Here is a 21,371-nt window from a genome sequence, read left to right as displayed (position 1 = left end):
TTGAACAGTTTTTCAAAGCATACTCTTTTTGTTATTTTAATAAAGTTCACAAAGCTGAAAGACACTAAAGAAAAAAGGTAGCTGACGAATTCATCAGCTACCCATCTTATTTTTCAAGCTTCGTTAATGTTTTACCGCTCCAACCAAAGATGACCGTCAAAATTGGTCCGAGTAGACAGAAGAAGGTAAATGGTAGGTAAGTTGTTGTTGGTATATCTAGTACACTAGCAATGAAAATACCACAAACACTCCACGGGACAAGAGGATTGACTACAGTACCTGCGTCCTCCATAACACGAGATAAATTTTTAGGGGCCAGCCCTACCTTCTCAAATTGTGCTTTAAATGCTTCACCAGTAAGTAGGATGGATAAATATTGCTCACCAATTAATGTGTTAACACCAATCCCCGTAATGGCAGCTCCTGTAATAACAGAGCCAGCACTTTTAAAGAGGCTCTCTACCTTCGCTAAAATACTTTGAATAATGCCGAGCGTAAATAATAGACCACCCATTGTTAAAGCTAATAAGACTAAGGCAATTGTAAATAGCATACTGTTCATACCACCGCGACTCAGTAATGCATCCACATCTTTATTTCCCGTAGTAGATTTATAGCCTTCAAAAAGCATTTTAAAGACATTTGATAGTGCAATCGGTTCTTGTATATAGGCTAGTCCAACACCAATAATTGAGACGACTGCGAGTGTGATAAGTGCAGGCGCTTTATAAAAAGTCATAATAACAAGCACAACAATTGGCAATAATGTATACCAATGAATAAGTCCAGTTGACAGTAAGCCCTCTTTAAATTTATCAACTGTTTCAAATGAAGTATTTGCTTCTGTTGGCGATAATATTGCATAAAGGACGAATGAGATCACGAAAGCTGGAATCGTTGTCCAACCCATATTTTTAATATGCTCGAAAAGATCTACGCCAACCGTACCAGATGCAAGATTTGTTGTATCCGATAGCGGAGACATTTTATCACCAAAGAAAGCTCCTGAAACAATTGCACCAGCTGTTATAGCTAAAGAGATGTCCAATGCACCAGCAATTCCCATAAAGGCAACGCCCACAGTTGCTACTGTAGTTAAAGAACTACCAACAGAAACACCAACGATACTACAAATCAAAAATACAATTGCAAAGAAAAAGCTTGGTGAAACCGTTAAAAAACCGTAATAGATGAGCGTTGGAATAGTGCCGCCCATAATCCAGCTTGAAATTAGAATACCAATAAAGAAGAAAATAAAAACTGCTCCAAGTCCAGCACTTGCACCTGCAACCATCCCAGCTTCAAGCTCACGAAACGGAACTTTTTTTAGTAATCCATAGGCAATTAAAAGTGAAATGACAAGAAAAATAGGTATATGGGGTGTTGCTTTTAAATACCCAATACTGAATGCCATCGTGGCAATAATTAAAAGTATAATAAAGCTTGCCTCGATAAATCGAGGGTTACTCTTTGCTGCAATTCGAAACATGCTAATCCTCCTAATAGTTACTTCTTCGCTTCAATGCGGTGAAGCCCAAAAGTATTATAGCACGCAAATAAATTTTGTCAATTGACTGATAATTTTTGTCAATAAAATCAGAAGTATTTTTAAAAGTACACCCTAATGAATACTGAAATAATCCCATGCATTTTTGACGATTAATGTACAAGTCATGATGATAAAAATAATACGCATCATTTTTGTCCCACGTTTCAGCGCAAATTTCGAACCCATGATTGCACCGAAAATCATGACGAAGCCCATCGGTAAGCCGTATAAAAAATTTACCTTTCCTAATAGCAAAAACATAGCAAGTGCGGCTAAGTTCGATGTGAAATTAAAGGCTTTAGCATTACCTGCAGCTTGCAAAAAATCATTTCCCATCATCAATAAAATAAAAATAAAAAAGGAACCAGTGCCAGGTCCGAAGAAACCATCGTAAAAACCAACAGCAGCAAAAGCGCCAATAAAGGCAAGTTTCTTCACAGTACTTAATGTAAGTTCTTCAGGTTGTTGACCCCAATCTTTTTTGAAAATTGTATAAGCGGTAACAAGGACGAGCATAACAAGCATTAGAGGCTTTAAAATAGCCGGTGATACGAGATGCACCGTGTATGCACCAGAGAATGAACCAATAAATATAAAAGGCATTATTTTCTTATTCTTTTTAACGTCAACCTTGCCAGCTCGTAAAAAAGTTAACATGCTAGTCCCATTGCTAATTGTATTGGCGAGTTTGTTTGTGGCAATTGCTGTACTTGGAGGTAAACCAACAGCCATAAGCGCAGGTAATGAAATTAATCCTCCGCCACCAACAATTGCATTTAAAAACGACGCGATAAAGCCAAGTACTAAAAGTATCCCAAGTGATAGTAAATCGATGTCCATATGTATGATACTCACATCCTTATTTGTAAGATACACTTTTCTTATAACAGTACTGCGATTTGTAATAAATGACAATGGAGGAATGTAAATATCGTTTACAATTCCTTAACATTGATAACGATGAAAAAATAGAAGAAAAAAAGTTTTTTCAAGTATTTTTATAAAAACAAAAGAAAAAACGGTAATATTTAAAGAAAAAACGATAATTTTTGTTATCGAGTTTCCAACGTTTTCAACTTGGAAAAGTACCTAAAAATAATTGTGGCAAATTGTATATTACATTTTTGTAAATTCAACTATTTTATCTTTAAAAATCTGTAGAATTATGTGAAAGTTTTGTTATGATGATTGCAGAAATCGACAATATTCATTCAACAGGAGGAACATGATGTTCAACTCAAACAAGCAAGATCCATTTTTTAAAGCATTATTAAACATTTCTAAAAATGTCAAAGAAGGTATTTACTATGCACATAATGCTCGTATTCAAGATATAGATGCATTAAAAGAAATCGCAGACACAATGAAGCAATATGAAACAAGTGGAGATAAATTAATTCACGAGCTTATCGTTATGCTCAATAAATCATTTATGACACCTATTGAGCGTGAAGATATTTTATCACTTGCCAATAAATTAGATGATGTCATTGATGGTATGGAAGGCTGTATTGCTCATTTTGATATGTATAATTTAACTGAAGTTACAGATCCGATGCGCCAATTCTTAACATATATTGCGAAAAGTACAGACGAAATGGTTCAAGCAATGGAGCTATTAAATAGTAAAAAGCTTGTTGATATGCGTAAACATGCTATTCAAATTAAGGACTATGAGCGTGAATGTGATGAAATTTTCCGCTCGTCTATGAAGCAATTATTTATTCAAGAAAAAGATCCGATGCGTATCATCGTGTTCAAGAGTATCTACGAACAATTTGAGGATATTGCAGACTGCTGTCAAACTGTAGCGAACACAATTGAAACAATAATTATGCGTAACGCGTAAGATGGAGTGTAAGAAATGGATACGATATTACTGATAACAATATTAGTCGTTATGTTCGCACTTGTGTTTGATTTTATTAACGGCTTCCATGATACAGCCAACGCAATAGCAACTTCTGTATCAACGAGAGCTTTGAAGCCACGTACAGCAGTATATATGGCTGCCCTTATGAACTTCGTTGGAGCTATTACATTCGTTGGGGTAGCAAAAGCATTAACAAAGGATATTGTTGACCCGTTCAGCTTAAATGCTTTTGATGGAGATATTACAGGTTCTGTCGTTATTTTAGCGGCATTATTATCAGCGATTACTTGGAATTTAGTAACATGGTACTTTGGAATTCCGTCTAGTTCATCGCATACATTAATCGGTTCAGTGGCGGGTGCTGCCATTGCGGCTGCTGGCTTTCATATATTGAACTATAGCGGCTTTATAAAAATCCTTCAGGCACTTATTTTCTCGCCATTACTTGCGTTTGCAGTCGGTTTCTTAATGATGACTTTAATGAAAGTTTTATTTAAGGATACAAATTTATATCGAACGAATAAAGGCTTCCGAACAATGCAAATTGGTACAGCCGCTTTACAATCATTTACTCATGGTACAAACGATGCGCAAAAAGCGATGGGGATTATTACGCTCGCTTTAATTGCAGGAGGCTTGCATCATACAGACGATATTCCTCTATGGGTACGTTTTGCAGCAGCATGTGCGATGGGTCTTGGTACTTCTGTAGGTGGTTATAAAATCATCAAAACAGTCGGCGGCAAGATTATGAAAATCCGTCCAGTAAACGGGGTAGCAGCAGACCTAGCTTCTGCATCCATCATCTTCGGTGCGACATTAATTCACTTACCAGTATCTACAACACATGTTATTTCTTCATCTATCATGGGAGTAGGAACAGCACACCGTGTTAAAGGTGTTAAATGGGGCATGGCACGAAAAATCGTGACAACATGGGTAATCACCATGCCAATTTCAGCAGTCATGGCTGCAACTATTTACTTTATTTTAAGTTTATTTTTCTAACTGAATGGAAGGAATGCACAAATTGCGTGCATTCCTTTTTTGTTTGATTAAACGGATGGGAAAGAAGGCGACGGAAAGTCAGGGTAGAACGACGGAAAGAAAAGGCGAAGCGACGGATAGTCAGGGTAGAACGACGGAAAGAAAAGGCGAAGCGACGGAAAGTCAGGGTAGAACGACGGAAAGAAAAGGCGAAGCGACGGATAGTCCGAGCAGACCGACGGATGGGAAAGAAGGCGACGGAAAGCTCGAGCAGACCGACGGATGGGAAAGAAGGCGACGGAAAGCTCGAGCAGAACGACGGAAAGAAAAGGCGAAGCAACGGAAAGTCAGCTCAAACCGACGGATACAACAGAAGGAGAAGGATACCTCACCCTGTCCGACTAACATAAAACGAGAAGTGACGGATAACCAAATCTATGGTAATTATAAAGAAAGTATAAAGTTCAGAAAAAATGTCTTTTTACATAGTAAGGTTATTACAGGAGGAAAACAGATGAGAGAAAAGCTATTACTGATTGAGGATGATACGGCGATAGGGCGTATTGTGAAGGATACGCTTGAGCAAGAGGGTTACCAAATTACTTGGGCAACAACAGGACTTGAAGGGCTAGCGGATTTTCAAGCCGATACGTTCGATTTAGTGTTAGTCGATTGGATGTTACCTGAGATGGATGGTCTTACGGTTTGCCAAAATATTCGGTGGGAAAGTGATGTTCCTATTTTAATGATGAGTGCGCGTAAGGAAGAGGCAGATAAGGTTGAGGGCTTGCAGGGCGCTGACGATTATATAGCGAAACCGTTTAGCTTAGAAGAGTTAAAGGCACGTGTTGCCTCACACTTGCGTCGCTGGAAACGTTATACGAAAAAAGAAATGACAGAAGCTGTAACATCCTTTATACACGGCTTAAAAATTGATTGGCAGAAGGAAACAGCGCGCCTTGATAATGAAGAGCTTACCTTGACACAAAAGGAATTTGCTCTATTAAAACTACTTGCGAAAAATCCAAGCCAAACTTTTTCAAAAGAAGAGCTCTATCAGCATATTTGGCAACAGATGAGCGTAGATGACACACATACAGTTACAGTACATATAAAGGCGCTACGAGAAAAGCTAAAAGATCCAGTCAAATCACCATATTATATACAAACAGTATGGGGCAAGGGTTACCGCTTTATCGGTGAACTATTATGAAGATTAAAACATGGTTACTCATCACTTTTTTCATCGTGATGGTTTTACCGATAACAGGTGCTTATAGCCTTTATGTGTGGATCAATGCCTATTATCAAGATAAAAACGTTGCTGAGTATTTTGAAAAATGGACAGAGCTCAATCAGGTAAAATCTGTTCTCGAAAATCCTATGTATTATACAAAAAATGCGGATATAAAAGATATTGAAGCACTGACGAATGATCAGCTCGCAATTACACTTTACTCGAAATCAGGCTTACGTTTGTATTCCTCTAATCCATTGAAACAGGTGTTTGATTCTAAAGATAGTATTTTTAAAGGTTTATATGAGCTAAAGCAAAATTACAATGCCTTTACTTATAAAGAACCTGTTTATCAAGATGGAGAATTGCTTGGGGTTTATGAGATTCAATTAGTTAGGACGGATTGGGTAAAAGGCGTAGAAAGTCGTTCTTGGCTTGTAATAGTTAGCTCTATATTATTATTTCTCCTTATTTATTTTGCAGTTATGATGCTGCTTAACCGTAGATTAAATCGACCGTTACATGAACTGATGCGGCAAATGCGTGCTTTTGCAAAGGGGGAGCATGTGGAATCAAATTTAGTGGCAAGAAAAGATGAAATTGGGGAACTTGCCCAAACCTTTCTTGCCATGCAGGACGAAATTGAAACTGCGCGTGCTCACTTAAAAACTGAACAACTGCAAAAGGAGTTAATGATTGCAAGTATTTCCCATGATTTGAAAACCCCTCTTACAGCCATTCAAGCATATGCTGAGTCTTTACAAAGCAAGGCGTTATCAGAAGAACAGCAAGACGAGTACCGACAGATTATTTTAACAAAGTCAGAAACGATGAAGCATATGTTAGAGGATTTACTAATGTACACTTTATTGCAATCGACAAGCTATCATTTAGAACTTGTTGCAGTAGATGGGGCAGAGTTTTTTGAAATGGCTCTGTCTGATTATGAGCAACTATGCAGGGATCAAGGATTTATGCTTGAAGTTACTTGTGACATAGAGGGTATGTATGCAGTGCATCCGAAGCAGCTTCAACGGGTGATCGACAACTTAATGAGTAATGCTTGGCGCTATGGAGCAGTAGGTACAACGATAGATCTAGCAGCCGTGAATGCTGGACAGTGCTCTATATGGTGTTTTGATTTTGTATCGCCAGCACTAAATAAGCAGGATGGTATGTATATCATTGTTCAAAATAGCGGGCAAGGTGTAAAAAAAGAGGATATCGAAAAGTTATTCGAGCCCATGTACCAAGCAGATACAGCACGAACAAAGGCCGGGGAGCGGGGTACTGGACTAGGATTAAATATTGCAAAACAAATAATAGAAAAGCATGGTGGGACAGTAGAGCTTGTATCGAAAGAAGGCAATGGAACAGCTGTACTTTGCTGGTTGCCATCATTTAAAGGAGAGATTTGACAATGAATTGGAAAAAATCATTACGTGCAGCAGGCTTAGTTGCCGCACTAACATTTAGCTTAGTAGGTTGTAATACCGAAGGGGCATATTCACCACAGGAAATTATTGATCATGCATTACAGGAAACGAAAGAACCACTTACTTATTACGCTGAATACACAATGGATATGGGCGAGGCTGGTGGAAAAGCTCAAGTCAAAGAGTGGACTAAAGATGGTAAACGACGTATAGAGACAACAGCTGAAAATGGTGAGCATAGCATCGCAGTCAACAATGGCTCACAGGTTATTATGTATGATATTGTTAAAAACACTGTTCATAAAATAGATATTAGCAAAGGTGGGTTAGATGAATTCCCATCACAAAGAGATCAGTTAGAATTACTATTTAATGCAATAAAGGATACACATGATGTGAAAATTGCAGGAGAGGAAAAGATTGCTGAAAGAGATACGTATAAAGTTATCGCGAAAGCTAAAAAAGATGATTCTTTATTAGGTGATATAGAAGTATGGGTTGATAAAAAAACATGGGTGACGTTAAAGACAACAACAAATAGTGCTGGAAATAAAATGACAACAGAGTATACGAAACTGGATGACAGTGCAAAAATTGATGATGCACAATTTACAATTGATATTCCGAAGGATGCAAAAGTGGAAGAAATAAGTTTACCTGAATCTGAGTCAGTGACACTGGATACAGTGAAAGAACAGCTCGGCGAATTTTTAATGGTGCCAGAAGAAAATGGACTATCTTTGGAGGAAATTTCATTAGATAAAGGGATGGAAGATCGTTCAGAGTATACCTTTAATTATTCGAAGAATGGTCAGCAAGATATTTCAGTAACAGTTTTTAAAGCAAATAGTAATGCTAAGAAGGTAGAGTCTATTAAAGGTGAAAAAGAAATGGACATCCGAGGTCAAAAAGGTACTGTTATGGACGAGAAAAAATTCCATTCTATTAGCTGGCAGGAAAACGGCTATCAATATAGCATTTTTAATGTAGATGCTAAGCAAACAATCGAAGATCTTGTAGCCTATGCAAAACATATGACCATCGTTAAGTGAGGTGAATTGTATGAAGAGAAATGAATTTATAAAATGTCTCGCATTGTTTTTATTTAGCACATTTTTTTTATACGGTGTAGGTGAAACATATGGCGTCCCGTGGCTGCAATTTCATTTCTTAGGACAATACAATGATGAAGGTTTTTATTTCAGTTTTAGTTCTTTAACCCCTATACTTGGCGGTTTATTAATTGTTGCGTTATATGAAACGAAGATTAAGCGACTTATTTAATATGAAGAAAATCCACTTTAAAAGAGTGGATTTTTTCTTTTTGTCTTGATTTATCTTCCAGTTTGAATGCTATAATATGTAAAAACTGCTAGGGGGAGCTATGAATGGAACAGGAGATTGTAGAAACAAAATATTTTACTTTGCATACTTTAAGTGACGGTGTGTTTGCTGCCATTGCTAAACCAGGACAAGGCGCTTGGAGTAATGCAGGAATAATTGATTTAGGCGACGAGCTTCTAGTTTTTGATTCGCTAAGTACTCCTTCAGCGGGGGAAGAGTTAAGACGCCAAGCTGAAAGTTTAATGGGTAAGAAAGTTAAGTATTTGATAAACAGTCATTATCACGGGGATCACGTTTTTGGAAATCAAGTATTTTCAGATACAACGATTATTTCTACATATGTAACAGAAAAATTGTGCAAAGAAAAAAATAAGATTGAAGATTATGAGAAGGAAAAGCAGGACATGAATCATTATCTGTTTCAGCTGAAAAATCAAATCGATTCAACAGAAGATACCGTTTTAAAAGCGAGTTTAATCAACCAATATGAAGAAATGACGAAAGTGTTGGATGATTTATCTCAATTACAAATTGTGTTACCATCCTTGTTGTTTGAAGAGAAATTGACCATCACCGGTTCCAATAGAACTGTGGAATTATACTGTTTAGGCGGAGGACATTCACCGAGTGATACATTTATGTACCTACCTAAAGAAAAAATAGCTTTTATGGGTGATTTAGCGACAGAAGATTTACATGTACCGATTTATAACCCTGAAGAATTTTTGACGATATTACAGCGAGTTAAACAAATCGATATAAATGTAATTGTACCTGGTCATGGTAATGTTGCTGATATGGCTTTATGCGATACATTAATTGATTATTTCTCTTTAATAACTCAACGCGCAAAAGAAGCTCTTCAACACAAATTGTCACTAGAAGATTTTATTTTTGAATTTGATATACCTAAAGAGTATAGGGAATGGAAGGGAGTAAACGGTATTAAAGCTAATCTTACAGCGATATATAAATACCTTCAAAAAAGCTAAAAAATCCACTTTTAAAAACGTGGATTTTTTAGCGTTGATGAAATACGGACAATAAAATCTGATTAATGATGAGTAGTATGGCAAATATAGTCGCTAATTGTGATCGTCCTGTAGCATACAGAGCTATGATGGCTAAAGAGAATATCACAAATTCAAGCATAAAATGCAAAGTCCCATTCAATGGAAATGTTGCTTTAGGTGAACCGAACATGCTCCAAATAACTACGAACAAAGCGGGTGCTCCAATGCCAAGTAAAAGCTTGAAGAACATGCCTTTCCCAGTTTGTATACCCCAATATCACACAAATTTCTAAAAGAAAATGAAGAACTAAATTCAACACCATAGTATCCCTCCGAAAAATCGGTTTTGAAAGGGTAAACATAAGCGCTGATAAAGTGAACAGAATCGCTGATAAATGAGCCCATCGCTGATAAATGTACGAGAATCGCTGATAAAACGTCAAACATCGCTGATAAAAGTGCGAGAATCGCTGATAAAATGTCAAACAACGCTGATAAATGTACGAGAATCGCTGATAAAATGTCAAACATCGCTGATAAATGTACGAGAATCGCTGATAAAACGGCAAACATCGCTGATAAAACTATCAAAACCGCCGATAAGATCGCAACTTCGATTCTTAAGCTATTTGTTGTAAATGAGTTTTAGTAAAGGCTTCATCATATTTTAAACCATAGCCTAGTGCACGATCTAAAAATATATGAGCTAGCCAAATAATAGAGGCCATTAGTAGCGGTGTCGATACAGTGACAAAGCCTATAATCAAGAGAATGACCGGAACAACTAAACTATGACCAAGATTGTAAAAGAACGCGCCAACTTTAGTGTTTACAATGTAGCCTAGCATTGTTATATCAGGTAGTAATAAAAACAGTACAAAATATAGCAACGAAAATTCAAAATGCCAGTAGAAAAATACACTTCCTAAAAATGCTATTAAATATTCCAATGAAATAATTTTACGTAGTTTCATGATGACCACTTCCTTCTTGTAATTTATTATACATATCCTCGATCAGTGAACCGATGACTAACTTATTTTCCGCGTATTTTCCTTCAGCTAATAATGTTTGAGTGAGCTGTAAGGATTGTAGTGCCTGCTGATAAAAAATTAACTGCTGTTCAATGTGGGTGATCTTTGCTGAGAAAAGCTGTACTGTTTCTTGATTGCAGGAATCTGAAATGGGCTTATGTTCTAGTGTAAGAAGCTGTTTGATTTCTTGTAATGTAAAACCAACCTTTCTTAATACTAAAATAAATTTTATTGTATGTTCACAAGTGACATCATACACGCGATAGCCATTGTCCTGTTTATTTGGATGTAGTAATCCTTCTTTTTCATAGTAACGTACGGTATCAGTAGATAAATTATACTTAGCTGCGAATTGTTTGATAAGCATGTGAGCACCTCCTGAATTTATCCTAACATTGGAGTATGCTCCAAGGTCAATACGATAATTGAAATTTTAAAAAATAAGTGAAACGATCATTTATTGGCAGTCGTTTATAGTGTAAGAGGGGGAGGTGGATGGCATACTTGAAAAAATTATGGATGAACATGCAGAGCATTTATTACGTCTCGCCTATTTTTACGTGAAAAATAGACATGCAGCAGAAGATATCGTGCAGGAGGTTTTTATAAAATTTTCACAGCATGATTATGAGGAACGTGGACAGCTACGTGCTTATTTATCGAGGTTAACGATTAATAAAAGCAAAGATTATTTAAAAAGCTGGCATTATAAGAAATTAATTTTACAAGAAAAAATATTTCCGGTGAAGGCTAACATACAGCGCGCTACATTGATTGAAGCGGAGGAAAGATCGTATATTGGGGCAGCTATATTAAAGCTTCCATTAACATATAGAGAGCCAATCATCCTTTACTATTATGAAGGAATGAAGATTGCCGAAATAGCACAAGTTCTAGGTATTGTAGAAAACACTGTGAAAACAAGGCTAAGAAGGGCAAGAGAAGCCTTAAAGTCTCATTTAAAGCAGGAGGAATGGGAGGTGCTTGGACATGAATGAATGGCAAAAGGAAATGGTGAAAGTAGCAGGGGATATGGATGAGAGTAAGGAGCGTGTCAAAAAACGTGTCTTACAGAAGCAGAATGTCAAAGCTAAAAAACCCATTCGTTTCGCGCTTTTAACGGCAATTTTGACGTTTTGCTTAGTTGGGTTTGTCATGGTACAGCTACTAAATAAGGAAACGAAACAATCAGCAAACTTGTTTAACGATACACAGCTTACTCATTTTGAAAAAATCACACGTATCAATTGGGGCAAACAAGACGAGGAATTTTACTCAAAAGAGGCATTTGAACGCTACAAGAAGGTAGTTGCCATTTATTATTATGCGAAGTTACTTGGTCTTCAATATTCTGAGGCAGAGCTAAAGGCTGTGAGAAATGAGCGCTATGACGAGCTTGTTAGGATACAACAAATACCTGAATATGCTGAGCTTTTTAAAGAAGAGGGAGTCGAAAAATATTTTAAGAAGTATTTGGAGCCATTGTTACCAATGTATACAGCTAGAAAAAAGCTTAATACCTTTTATCTAGAAAAATATCCAACTTTTCCGAAAGATATAGTACAACAAATAGCTGCTCAAGATGCTCTTCGTTATTTTGATAAACATTTTGCAGAGCAGGCAAAAACGTTTCAGGAGCAAAATGGCATCAAGAATTATTATAGTAATTCACATGGAACTATGTATATGGGAACAGTCATTAAAGTAGAGGTAGAATCCAATGCTTTTCTATTTGTTGAAGGAGTTGTTCCGAAGGACTTAGAAAACCTTTCTCAAGAGCAAATCATGAAAAAGTACCCAAAAGCTACTTGGTATCCGGTAATGGATGATTTTTCCGTACATCAAGGAGATTATGTCAGTTTAGAATCAAATAGTAACCATTCAATTGATGAAAATGGAATTGTCACACACTACGGCGTATTAAACAATGTGGAAATTAGTGAACCAACAGTCACAAGCACTACTAAGCTCAACATCCAAAATGAACAGGAAGTCATGCAATTCTTTCGACAAACAGAGTGGCAGCCTGCTGAAGATATGGAAAGCCCGCCAGATTATTCATTTATGCTAGGGGGAGTTCGTGTAGATGTCTGGGTTAGTTACGGTCAATCACTTTATGTGTATAAAGAGGGTTACGGTATTGTACATCTTAGTCAAAAAAGATCAGAAGAGTTAAAGTCGATATTAGGTATTGAAGAATCTTAATAGCTTGTATGCATAAAGTAATTTATATTCATTTCATTTACGACAGTCAGCAAGTCTCTTTAAAGAAGAGACTTGTTTTTTATTTGCCTGGGACTTATAGTTTTTGTACTGTTATAAATATTTTCCATATAAAAAGAGTTATTTTTGCAGGTATATACATTTTTTTAGGATAAATGAATCACTTATTATTATTTTTAGGTTAAATTTACTCATAAATTTGAAAATAAATGAGTCTGAGGAATTGTAATATTATGCACATAAAGATAGTATTAAAGAAGTAGGGGTTAATATAAGGAGGGGCGGTATGAACACACAGGAGTTTGAAGAATTATGGATTACGCTAAATGAATTGTATAATGCGAATCGCTTTATAGAATATATAGAATTAAGTAGTGTCGCAATTGAAAGTGCTATTGCGCTTGGTATGTATAAAAAAGCAATCCTATTATTACGCTATAGCTGTGCAAGCTATTTTCAAACAGGTGATTTGCAAGATTCCATTAGTGTACTTGAGCAATATCGCGAATTAACCTTTCAATATGGCGATGATATCGATATAATCCATCATTATATTTTAGCAGCCATTTATTGGGGGACATTTGGCCATATAAAAAAATCTAAAGAGTTTATGATCCAGGGATTAGAGATTGCAGAGCGTATTCAACATATAGATAGTATAGGGAAAATTTATAATAATTTAAGCGACTTAGAAAACTCTATAGGGAACTATCAAAAAGCGAAGGATTTTGCATTAAAGAGCTTATACTATGCTAATTTTTTTGAGACAAAGCATGACAATCCTTATACAGGGATAATTTATTCAAAAATAAACTTAGCTGTTGCACAAATTTGGTTGGAAGAATTTGATGAGGCAGATGAATTTTTGCAAGAACTGTTAACAATGATTCAGAAACCACCTTATTCCAAGGTACAATTGGAGGTTATAAATGCCTATGCTTTGCTTTGTGAAAAGCAGGGACGCATTGGCGAGGCCATTGATTTGTATCAAAAGTCGAAGCACTATGCTTTACAAAATAATGATTTATCTATGCTTCAAACTATCTACAATTCTTTGGTGAGCCTGATAGAAGAGCAAGGTAATAAACTTGTATTGTGCTCGATACAAAAGGAATATATTAACATTCTGTTGGAAAAACAAAGGGAAAATTATACTCATTTGTTATTTGAGATGGAGTACAATGACCAGAAGAAACATTTTGAAAAAACTTCTTACATTGATCCATTAACGAATATATATAATCGACGCTATTTTGATGAGAATGCTGAGAAAATGGTAGAGAAAGCTTCAGCAGAAAATCAGCAATTAGCATTAATGATGATTGATTTAGATCATTTTAAAGAAATCAATGATACAAATGGTCATTTATTTGGTGATGATGCTTTAACGATTACTGCTACTAAATTAAAAGACTATTTTCAACCATTTGAGTCGATAGTTGCTCGTTTTGGCGGAGATGAGTTTATTGTTCTTAGCCAATTAAAGGAAGATGAATCTGTGCAAATGATGGCGGGAAATCTCTATCAAACATTAAACTCTCTGTCTTTAACAATCAATGATGAGACCGTTCATTTGGAATTTAGTATTGGCGTAAGTACAAACAATCAAGGCCAGATTACCGCGGTCGAAGAGCTGATCCATAATGCGGACACAGCACTGTATACGTCCAAGCGCAACGGTCGTAACCAAATCACGGTCTTTAATCAATATAGTGATGCGGGAAATAGTAAATAACCAAGTCAGATGTTGATACTGGCGGATATTAAAATGTAAGCGTTCTATTCAGCGAAATATTTTTAACTTCTTTCAGCGGGTGTCCAAACATCCGCTGAAATATAGAGGAACTCAGTCTAAGAACGCCACGTCCTGTGGCAACGACTGAGTGACCAACATCATGTTGTTGCTGTCGCTTCGCTTCCGCACAGACAAAACACCTTGCTGCCGCTGCGTTAGCACTACGCTTTCGCACAAAAAACATCTGTTGGCCTAAAGCCTCTGCGGATGTCACGGAATCGGAAAGGAGTTCTTTGTGCATGCACAAAGCCGATTCCGGACGCAATTATGCCGAGGCATAATTGATTAAATCATAAAGGATCTGCTTCATTTCAACGAAAAGTCGTTGGAGTTTTGCAGATTCTTTTCTTTTAAAAATTTTTTTAATAAAATGAATCGGAAACGAAGTGGCATCCGTCAGTAGTTTAGAAAGAAGGTGGGACAACAAATGGATATCGAAAAAATTATTGCAGAGCACGGTGACTATTTACTAAAGGTTGCTTATATATATGTAAAAAATGAAGCAACAGCTGAAGACATTGTGCAGGATGTGTTTATCGCCTTTTATCAAAAGCAGGAGCAATTTCGTCAAGAATCATCATTACGTACATATTTAGTGAAAATGACGGTCAATCGAAGCCATGATTATTTGCGTAGCTGGAAAAGTAAACGACTGACACTCTTTGAAAAAATAACAGGGCGTACGACAACAGTCACGCCTGAAAAAGAATTTCTTGCGAAGTCCACAAAACGAGAGCTAGTAGAAGCTTTGTTTACATTATCTGTGGCATATAGGGAAGTACTGATTCTCTATTATTTTGAGGATATGACGACAGTGGAAATTGCACAGCTCGTATGTTGTCCAGAAGCAACAATACGTACAAGATTACAGCGTGCTAGAAAGCAACTTGCAACAGCGATCGGTGACTATGATTGGGAGGTGTTACGCCATGAATCAATTTAAAGAAGATGTGCTAAATGAACTTCGGGATGTAAAGCTTACAGATGAAAAAAAACAGGCAATTGCCCAAAAAGCTCGTAGTAAAACTAAACAAAGAAGAAGTAGTCCGTGGCAATATCGTGTGGTACTAGCAACGTTTACGCTTTTTGCCATTGGTTTTAGTTATTTATTATCACACAATAAAAATTCAGGAAGTCATCAGGCAGCTAGCATACAGCAAGAAGCGGATACATGGAGTATATGGACAATTTTACAATACGATTTAATTAGAGGTATATTGCTTTTTAGTTTTATGGTAGGGGTTTCCATTATTATTAAACGCGTGTTAATTAAGAAAGGATATGGTCTACCTGTGTGCATTGAGTGTGGGGAAACTTGGTCAGAGAAGCAAGCTCGAAAAATGTACCGAAAAAATGGACAACTTGAATGTCCTTATTGTGGGAAAAAACAATATCGCACAAAAAAATCTATGCAAATGGGTGGCATTTTAGCATTTCCGGTTCCTTTTATGTCTTTTATGCATTTTGTTTTTAATAATATTACGATTGGGATTATTTTCTTTATAATTGGAGTTCTTATTTATTATCGTCAATTAGCACCATATGTCTTTAATTTGCAAAAAGATGATCCTACCAACGATCCGCTTTGGTAATTTATGAAGAGAAATTGCTAGTTCACTATAGCAATTTCTTTTTTTATAGCAATTTTTCGAAATAGATTGACAACAGTTTTTATTTGCTTTATCTTTGTGTTAACTTATTTACAATATGAGTTAACGTAAAGGGAGGCAATTTAGTTTTGAAAAAGAGTAGTACATATAATTATGTGTTAGCGGCATTTGGTGCAGCGATTATTGCTGTTCTTGCACAAGTAACGATCCCGCTACCACTTATTCCAATTACAGGACAAACATTAGCAGTAGGCTTAGTCGTAACGATTTTAGGGACAAGAGTTGGTACGTTATCCGTACTGCTTTATATTTTACTAGGTGCAGCAAGTCTTCCAGTATTTAGCGGTATGTCGGGAGGATTGGGTATTTTAGTTGGTCCTACAGGTGGCTATATTGTTGGATTCCTTGTGACGGCAATTATAATGGGCTTATACTTAGATAAATTTGGGCTTACAATGTTCCACGCAATTGTTGCGAACATCATTGGAATGGTTGTGACATTGGCATTTGGAACGACTTGGTTAAAAATTGTCGGAGATTTAACTTGGACAGCTGCATTCATGGGTGGTGCGGCACCATTTATCGTTGTAGGTATTGTGAAAGCTGTTCTGGCAGCATGGTTTGGCGTAATTGTTCGCCGTCGGCTAGAGCGAGCACATTTAATTTCTTTCAGCGGGGTCCAAACACCCGCTGAAAGAAGTTAAAGCCTCCGGCGGATGTCACGGAATCGGAAAGGAGTTCTTTGTGCTAGCACAAAGCCGATTCCGGACGCAATTATGCCGAGGCATAATTGATTAGAAGCGATTGCATAGGAGGAATTGTTTTGGCAACGTTATGGACAGGTGGAAAAATTTACACGATGGCGCAAGTTGGCGAAACAGTTGAAGCAGTCCTTGTAAAAGAAGGAAAAATTGTGGCGACAGGCTCGGTAGATAGCTTGTCGCCACATGCTACTTCTTTTCAACATTTACAAGGGAATGTGATGTATCCAGGCTTTGTCGATAGTCATTTACATATTATTGGCTACGGGGAGAAATTAAAGCATATTGATGTATCGAACGTCAGAAGTAAGGACGAGCTACTGGCAATTATTCGTGAACGGATGCTAGAAGTTCCCGCTGATGAATGGATCATCGCGATAGGGCTTAATGAGACACAATTTGAAGTGCCTATTTTCCCAACATTAGTGGAGCTTGATGCTCTAGGGGAAGCGCATTTAATTATTAAGCGCAGCTGCCATCATTTAATTTTGGCTAATTCCAAGGCGCTGGCATTTGCGGGAATAACAAAGGACACACCAGCTCCAGAAGGTGGCGTCATTGATAAGGTGGATGGACAGCTAACAGGAGTCTTAAAAGATGCAGCATTGTATATGATTGTGAACCATATGCCTCATATTACGCCTGAGTATATTGAGGATGCTCTTGAAAAGGCGGTAATATCCCTGCAATCATTTGGCTTAGTGGGTGGTCATTCTGAGGATTTAAGCTATTACGGGCCACCGCTTCAACCAATACATGCTTTTCGAAAAATCGTGGAGGCAAAGCAATCGTTTAAAGTTCATTTATTACAACACCACTCGGTATTTGAAGAAGTTACCAAGATGGAGGAAACATCTTCTCCGTACTTAGAGTTTGGTGCCATGAAGATTTTTGTCGATGGTGCCTTTGGAGGACGTACTGCTGCTCTTCGTGAACCGTACTGTGATGAACCAGACAATTGCGGTATGCTTGTACATTCAACAGAACAATTAGGGGAATATGTTCAACTTGCACGTCAACATGGACAAATAGTGGCAGTGCATGCCATTGGTGATTTAGCCATTGAAACAATTTTAAAAGTATTTGCCGCCCATCCGCCTCGCGAAGGTCAATTAGATCGTGTTATTCATTGTAGCTTGGTCGATGAAGGTATTATAGAAAAACTCACTGCGTTGCCTATCGCAGTGGATATGCAGCCTCAATTTGTGCAGGGAGAGTACGAGGCAGAACTAGCTAGGCTAGGGGAGGAACGAGCAAAAGGCTTGCACCCGTTAAAATCGCTGCTAGATCGTGGATTAGTTGTTGCAGGTGGTAGTGATGCCCCGATTGAAGTACCAAATCCCTTACATGGTATATATGCTGCAATAACAAGACGGAATTTTGGGGAATTTCATAACGGCTACGGTCCAGAGGAGAAAGTTTCGCGCTTTGAGGCAGTACGACTCTATACTGTAGGAGCTGCACAAATAATAGCGCAAGACCATGTTCGAGGTAAGATTGAAAAAGGCTATACAGCAGATTTTACTATTCTAGAAGAGGATCTTTTTACGATAGATATTGAAAACATTCCACAAGTAAAAGTCGCCTATACAGTTGTTGATGGCCGTATCGTCTATGAAAAACGCTATAAAGAATAAACTTTACAGCGTTTTAGCTTGTTAGCCGCTTGGGCCAGATGTGCGAAAGCATAGTGGCAGGACAGGTGTTTTATGTCCCTTTTTCAATACTACGAAAAAAGCTACTTTGTTAGCATAAAGCTATGGTAATTTTATTCAATCTCGCTATTAAATATTTTGTGAGGAACGTCGAAACTGTTGTGTTTTCTGTCTCTGTGTGAGGATAGTTTAATAAAAGCTAGTTTGGGTTTCAGCTTGTCGACTCACCCTGATTAGGAACCGTTGATTTTTCACGGAAAGCGCCAACTCGGAGTGAAAATCAACCTTTGTTTATTGTTACAAATTATTTATTGTCTTCATTGACATAATATTTTTATAAGAACTTGAAAAAACGCTGTAAAGAATAACCTTTACAGCGTTTTTTCATGCAACAATAATTTTTTAAGAAGCTACCGTCTTTCTGATAAATCTTTCACTTGATGCTCTAGCATTTTCACTCGTGTTGTTAAATCATCAACTTTTTGCTGAAGTGTTTCTTGGGGAGGCAAAGGAGCAGTCGATTTCATTTTTTTTATCGTATTAATCATCACGAAAAATATCGCTAGGAAAATGACAAAAAGTACGGTTGTACTAATAATATCACCAATATTAAACATTGTTTGTCTCATAATTATTAGCCCCCTTTATTTGTATCGATTTTATTATTTACCGAGTTACATACAAAAAAGTTTCAAGAAAATATTTATAGACACCATAAATACAGAAATCTTATCATTTTTCCTCGCATATTATATGGGACAAATTGTATTTCAAGTGCTAAAGGTAATTTGAAATAAATGGATTTACATATCCTATAGGGAAGAGCTTATAAAAATCGTAAAGATGCTTAAGATAGGGGATACGATAGGTATGACTGGGGTGAGTAAATGCACAAAGCGGGACAAGTAATGCGACAAGCTGTCTACAATATTTATATGTATCGTTTGGATTATATACAGGTTTTCGCACTGACTAAGTTATGTCAGTTTTTATTAATTGCTCCTATGACGACTATCGTATTTAAGCTAATGCTGCGAGTAACGGGCTACACACACATTACTCAGCAAAATATTCAAAGTTTTATGGCGCATCCCTTTGTCATTTTAATGATTATTCTTTTGATCATGCTTGTTTTGCTATTTATTTATTATGAAATGGGCTTTCTTTTTTTAATGGCCTTTCATCAACAAAGGGGAATTCGCTACCGATTTCTACACATATGGCAGCAGCTCAACCGTAAAGTTATATCTTTTTTTAGTATTCAAGTCATTTTTTTAATTATTTATATTGCATTTTTATTGCCATTAGCTTCATTTATATTTCCGCTAACGTTTACTCAAGCAATGTCCATTCCACATTTTTTGACAGATGAAATAATGAGCAGTCGTTCTGGACGTTTACTATATACTGCTGTTGCAATTGTTTTAGTAATAGTAGGGATACGGAGCATTTTGGCATTGCCGATTTTTACAATCCAGCCTAAAATATCAATACTTCGTTCATTAATACAGAGCTGGCGTTTTTCAAAGCGGGGCTTGTTTGAACTCCTTGGATTATTAGCCATGCTTGTTACAGTTCATATGCTTGTGATGCTTGGAATTACGATTATAAGCACCTTGCCATTGTATATTTTGGAGCGTTTGATACCGAGCGCGGCACTTGTCACAGCGGGGATTACACTTGCTTTTTTAGAAATGGTTTTCGTCGTGTTATTTAGTATGTTGCAAGCAATGTTCTCACAAGTAATGGTGGCTGTTACCTATTATACAACTGCTTTCGGCAAGACAAGGTTTACACTGAAAGTTAAGAAAAGGCGCTATAAGCCATTGTCTTTCATCGTTTTGGTTGTTTTCATCGTATTAAGTGTGATGAATATTATTTCGTTAGAGAATAGTGTCTATGCACCAGACACCAAAATTATTGCTCATCGTGGCTACACGACGGGAAATGTGGAAAATACGATCAGTGGCCTTGTCAGCGCAACAAGTGCAGGTGCAGATCTAATCGAGATTGATATACAGCAAACAGAAGATGGACAATTCGTTGTATTTCATGATCAAACATTAAGAAGACTAACTGGTAAAAATGGTGTTATCGCCAATATGACGCTCGGAGAATTAAAGACATTAACGATTCATGCTAATGGCTTTAACGACAAAATTTCATCTTTAGATGATTTTATTGAAGTAGCAAAAACTCTAAATGTTTCCTTACTAATTGAATTGAAAGTTCATGGTAAAGAAACCGAAGATATATTGCCCAAGTTAGTAGAAAAACTAAAGGCTTATAAGGTGCTCGATACGTATTATGTGCAATCATCAGATCCACAAATGATGACACAGTTAAAAAAATTGGCGCCGAACTTACGTGTTGGGATTGTCTATGCTTTAAATATCGGGCTTATGGATGAAACAGTTGATTTTATTTCCCTTGAGGAATCATGGGTAACAGATCAACTAATTGCAGAGGTGAAGCAACAAAAAATTGATTTGTTTGTCTGGACATTGAATAAAGACCAATCATTACAAGAATTTATTCGGAAAAATGTCAATGGAGTCATTACAGATCTCCCAGATATAGCTTTGAATATACGAAAAAAGCAAAATGAGCGTGAATACTTTTTACAGCGTATACTAAATCTACTGCAATTCATGTTTTAATTCTATATGATTAAATGCTATTACCTGCGGAAGGTGAACAAATACCCGCGCAAAGCAGGAAAATACCCGCGAACCAATCTAAACAGTTAGCGTGACAGCCGTGATTCTTCATCGTAAAAGAATCACGGCTTTTTTAGGTGAATGAAAAAAATGTTGGAAATGTTGTAACCTTTTTCTTTTATAACCGACTACTA

The 21,371-nt window shown here is 36.9% G+C and carries 21 protein-coding genes; 15 read left to right on the top strand and 6 right to left on the bottom strand.

All coding sequences use genetic code 11. The features are described from left to right. Positions 1–106 precede the first annotated feature (106 nt). Entirely contained in the window at positions 107–1,489 is a 1,383-nt protein-coding gene (gene nhaC / locus ACQKOF_RS15430) for a Na+/H+ antiporter NhaC (RefSeq protein ID WP_427558697.1), read from the bottom strand. A gap of 132 nt (positions 1,490–1,621) precedes the next feature. Then, positions 1,622–2,389 carry a sulfite exporter TauE/SafE family protein gene (locus ACQKOF_RS15425; protein ID WP_427558694.1) on the bottom strand — a complete coding sequence of 256 codons (768 nt, stop codon included), beginning with the start codon at positions 2,387–2,389 and terminating at the stop codon, positions 1,622–1,624. A 388-nt stretch (positions 2,390–2,777) separates the two neighbouring features. Here ACQKOF_RS15425 and ACQKOF_RS15420 point away from each other — a divergent pair, with 388 nt between their 5' ends. The 7 genes from ACQKOF_RS15420 (at position 2,778) to ACQKOF_RS15390 (ending at position 9,418) form a co-directional block, all read left to right on the top strand. After that, positions 2,778–3,398 (top strand): DUF47 domain-containing protein, encoded by a 621-nt coding sequence (locus ACQKOF_RS15420; protein WP_427558691.1) that lies wholly within the window; start codon positions 2,778–2,780, stop codon positions 3,396–3,398. A 15-nt stretch (positions 3,399–3,413) separates the two neighbouring features. Beyond that, positions 3,414–4,430: an inorganic phosphate transporter gene (locus ACQKOF_RS15415; RefSeq protein ID WP_427558688.1), complete on the top strand. Its 1,017-nt coding sequence runs from the start codon at positions 3,414–3,416 to the stop codon at positions 4,428–4,430. Between the two features lie 493 nt (positions 4,431–4,923). Continuing rightward, positions 4,924–5,622, top strand: a complete 699-nt coding sequence (locus tag ACQKOF_RS15410; protein ID WP_427558685.1) for a response regulator transcription factor — start codon at positions 4,924–4,926, stop codon at positions 5,620–5,622. Then, positions 5,619–7,064: an ATP-binding protein gene (locus ACQKOF_RS15405; protein WP_427558682.1), complete on the top strand. Its 1,446-nt coding sequence runs from the start codon at positions 5,619–5,621 to the stop codon at positions 7,062–7,064. Before ACQKOF_RS15410 ends, ACQKOF_RS15405 begins: the two co-directional genes overlap by 4 nt. A 2-nt stretch (positions 7,065–7,066) precedes the next feature. Further along, on the top strand, positions 7,067–8,134 hold the full coding sequence (locus ACQKOF_RS15400) for a LolA family protein (protein WP_427558679.1): 1,068 nt from the start codon (positions 7,067–7,069) through the stop codon (positions 8,132–8,134). A gap of 10 nt (positions 8,135–8,144) precedes the next feature. Continuing rightward, on the top strand, positions 8,145–8,366 hold the full coding sequence (locus ACQKOF_RS15395) for a hypothetical protein (protein WP_427558676.1): 222 nt from the start codon (positions 8,145–8,147) through the stop codon (positions 8,364–8,366). A gap of 104 nt (positions 8,367–8,470) precedes the next feature. Continuing rightward, positions 8,471–9,418 carry an MBL fold metallo-hydrolase gene (locus ACQKOF_RS15390; RefSeq protein WP_427558673.1) on the top strand — a complete coding sequence of 316 codons (948 nt, stop codon included), beginning with the start codon at positions 8,471–8,473 and terminating at the stop codon, positions 9,416–9,418. A 28-nt stretch (positions 9,419–9,446) separates the two neighbouring features. Here ACQKOF_RS15390 and ACQKOF_RS15385 read toward each other — a convergent pair whose 3' ends face one another. From ACQKOF_RS15385 to ACQKOF_RS15375, 3 genes are all read right to left on the bottom strand, one after another. Continuing rightward, on the bottom strand, positions 9,447–9,689 hold the full coding sequence (locus ACQKOF_RS15385; RefSeq protein WP_427558670.1) for a YrdB family protein: 243 nt from the start codon (positions 9,687–9,689) through the stop codon (positions 9,447–9,449). A gap of 370 nt (positions 9,690–10,059) precedes the next feature. Continuing rightward, a complete protein-coding gene (locus tag ACQKOF_RS15380; protein ID WP_427558668.1) occupies positions 10,060–10,413 on the bottom strand; it encodes a DUF4260 domain-containing protein in 354 nt (117 codons plus the stop codon). Beyond that, complete coding sequence (locus ACQKOF_RS15375) at positions 10,400–10,840, bottom strand: MerR family transcriptional regulator (RefSeq protein WP_427558665.1); 441 nt, start codon at positions 10,838–10,840, stop codon at positions 10,400–10,402. Before ACQKOF_RS15375 ends, ACQKOF_RS15380 begins: the two co-directional genes overlap by 14 nt. A gap of 124 nt (positions 10,841–10,964) precedes the next feature. On the opposite strand from ACQKOF_RS15375, the gene ACQKOF_RS15370 reads away from it, so the two are divergent. The 7 genes from ACQKOF_RS15370 (at position 10,965) to ACQKOF_RS15340 (ending at position 18,499) form a co-directional block, all read left to right on the top strand. Next, complete coding sequence (locus ACQKOF_RS15370; protein WP_427558662.1) at positions 10,965–11,471, top strand: sigma-70 family RNA polymerase sigma factor; 507 nt, start codon at positions 10,965–10,967, stop codon at positions 11,469–11,471. Next, positions 11,464–12,678 (top strand): hypothetical protein, encoded by a 1,215-nt coding sequence (locus tag ACQKOF_RS15365; protein ID WP_427558659.1) that lies wholly within the window; start codon positions 11,464–11,466, stop codon positions 12,676–12,678. Before ACQKOF_RS15370 ends, ACQKOF_RS15365 begins: the two co-directional genes overlap by 8 nt. Positions 12,679–12,982: 304 nt before the next feature. Further along, complete coding sequence (locus ACQKOF_RS15360) at positions 12,983–14,431, top strand: tetratricopeptide repeat-containing diguanylate cyclase (RefSeq protein ID WP_427558657.1); 1,449 nt, start codon at positions 12,983–12,985, stop codon at positions 14,429–14,431. A gap of 487 nt (positions 14,432–14,918) precedes the next feature. After that, positions 14,919–15,434, top strand: coding sequence for a sigma-70 family RNA polymerase sigma factor (locus ACQKOF_RS15355; protein ID WP_427558654.1), 516 nt, complete (start codon positions 14,919–14,921; stop codon positions 15,432–15,434). Then, positions 15,421–16,083, top strand: coding sequence for a TIGR04104 family putative zinc finger protein (locus ACQKOF_RS15350; RefSeq protein WP_427558651.1), 663 nt, complete (start codon positions 15,421–15,423; stop codon positions 16,081–16,083). Before ACQKOF_RS15355 ends, ACQKOF_RS15350 begins: the two co-directional genes overlap by 14 nt. A gap of 146 nt (positions 16,084–16,229) precedes the next feature. Then, on the top strand, positions 16,230–16,805 hold the full coding sequence (locus tag ACQKOF_RS15345) for a biotin transporter BioY (protein ID WP_427558648.1): 576 nt from the start codon (positions 16,230–16,232) through the stop codon (positions 16,803–16,805). Between the two features lie 119 nt (positions 16,806–16,924). Continuing rightward, entirely contained in the window at positions 16,925–18,499 is a 1,575-nt protein-coding gene (locus tag ACQKOF_RS15340; protein WP_427558645.1) for an amidohydrolase, read from the top strand. 428 nt (positions 18,500–18,927) lie between these two features. On the opposite strand, the gene ACQKOF_RS15335 is transcribed toward ACQKOF_RS15340, so the two are convergent. Continuing rightward, positions 18,928–19,146, bottom strand: a complete 219-nt coding sequence (locus ACQKOF_RS15335; RefSeq protein WP_427558643.1) for a hypothetical protein — start codon at positions 19,144–19,146, stop codon at positions 18,928–18,930. 258 nt (positions 19,147–19,404) lie between these two features. Between ACQKOF_RS15335 and ACQKOF_RS15330 the strand changes: the two genes are divergently transcribed. Continuing rightward, the gene (locus ACQKOF_RS15330) at positions 19,405–21,177 is read left to right on the top strand and encodes a glycerophosphoryl diester phosphodiesterase membrane domain-containing protein (RefSeq protein ID WP_427558640.1); all 1,773 of its coding nucleotides are present in this window, start codon (positions 19,405–19,407) and stop codon (positions 21,175–21,177) included. The last annotated feature ends 194 nt before the right edge of the window (positions 21,178–21,371 follow it).

The sequence above is a fragment of the Lysinibacillus sp. NPDC093190 genome, from assembly GCF_050280425.1.
Classification (GTDB): Bacteria; Bacillota; Bacilli; order Bacillales_A; family Planococcaceae; genus Lysinibacillus.
This window is presented reverse-complemented; position numbering and strand designations above follow the sequence as displayed.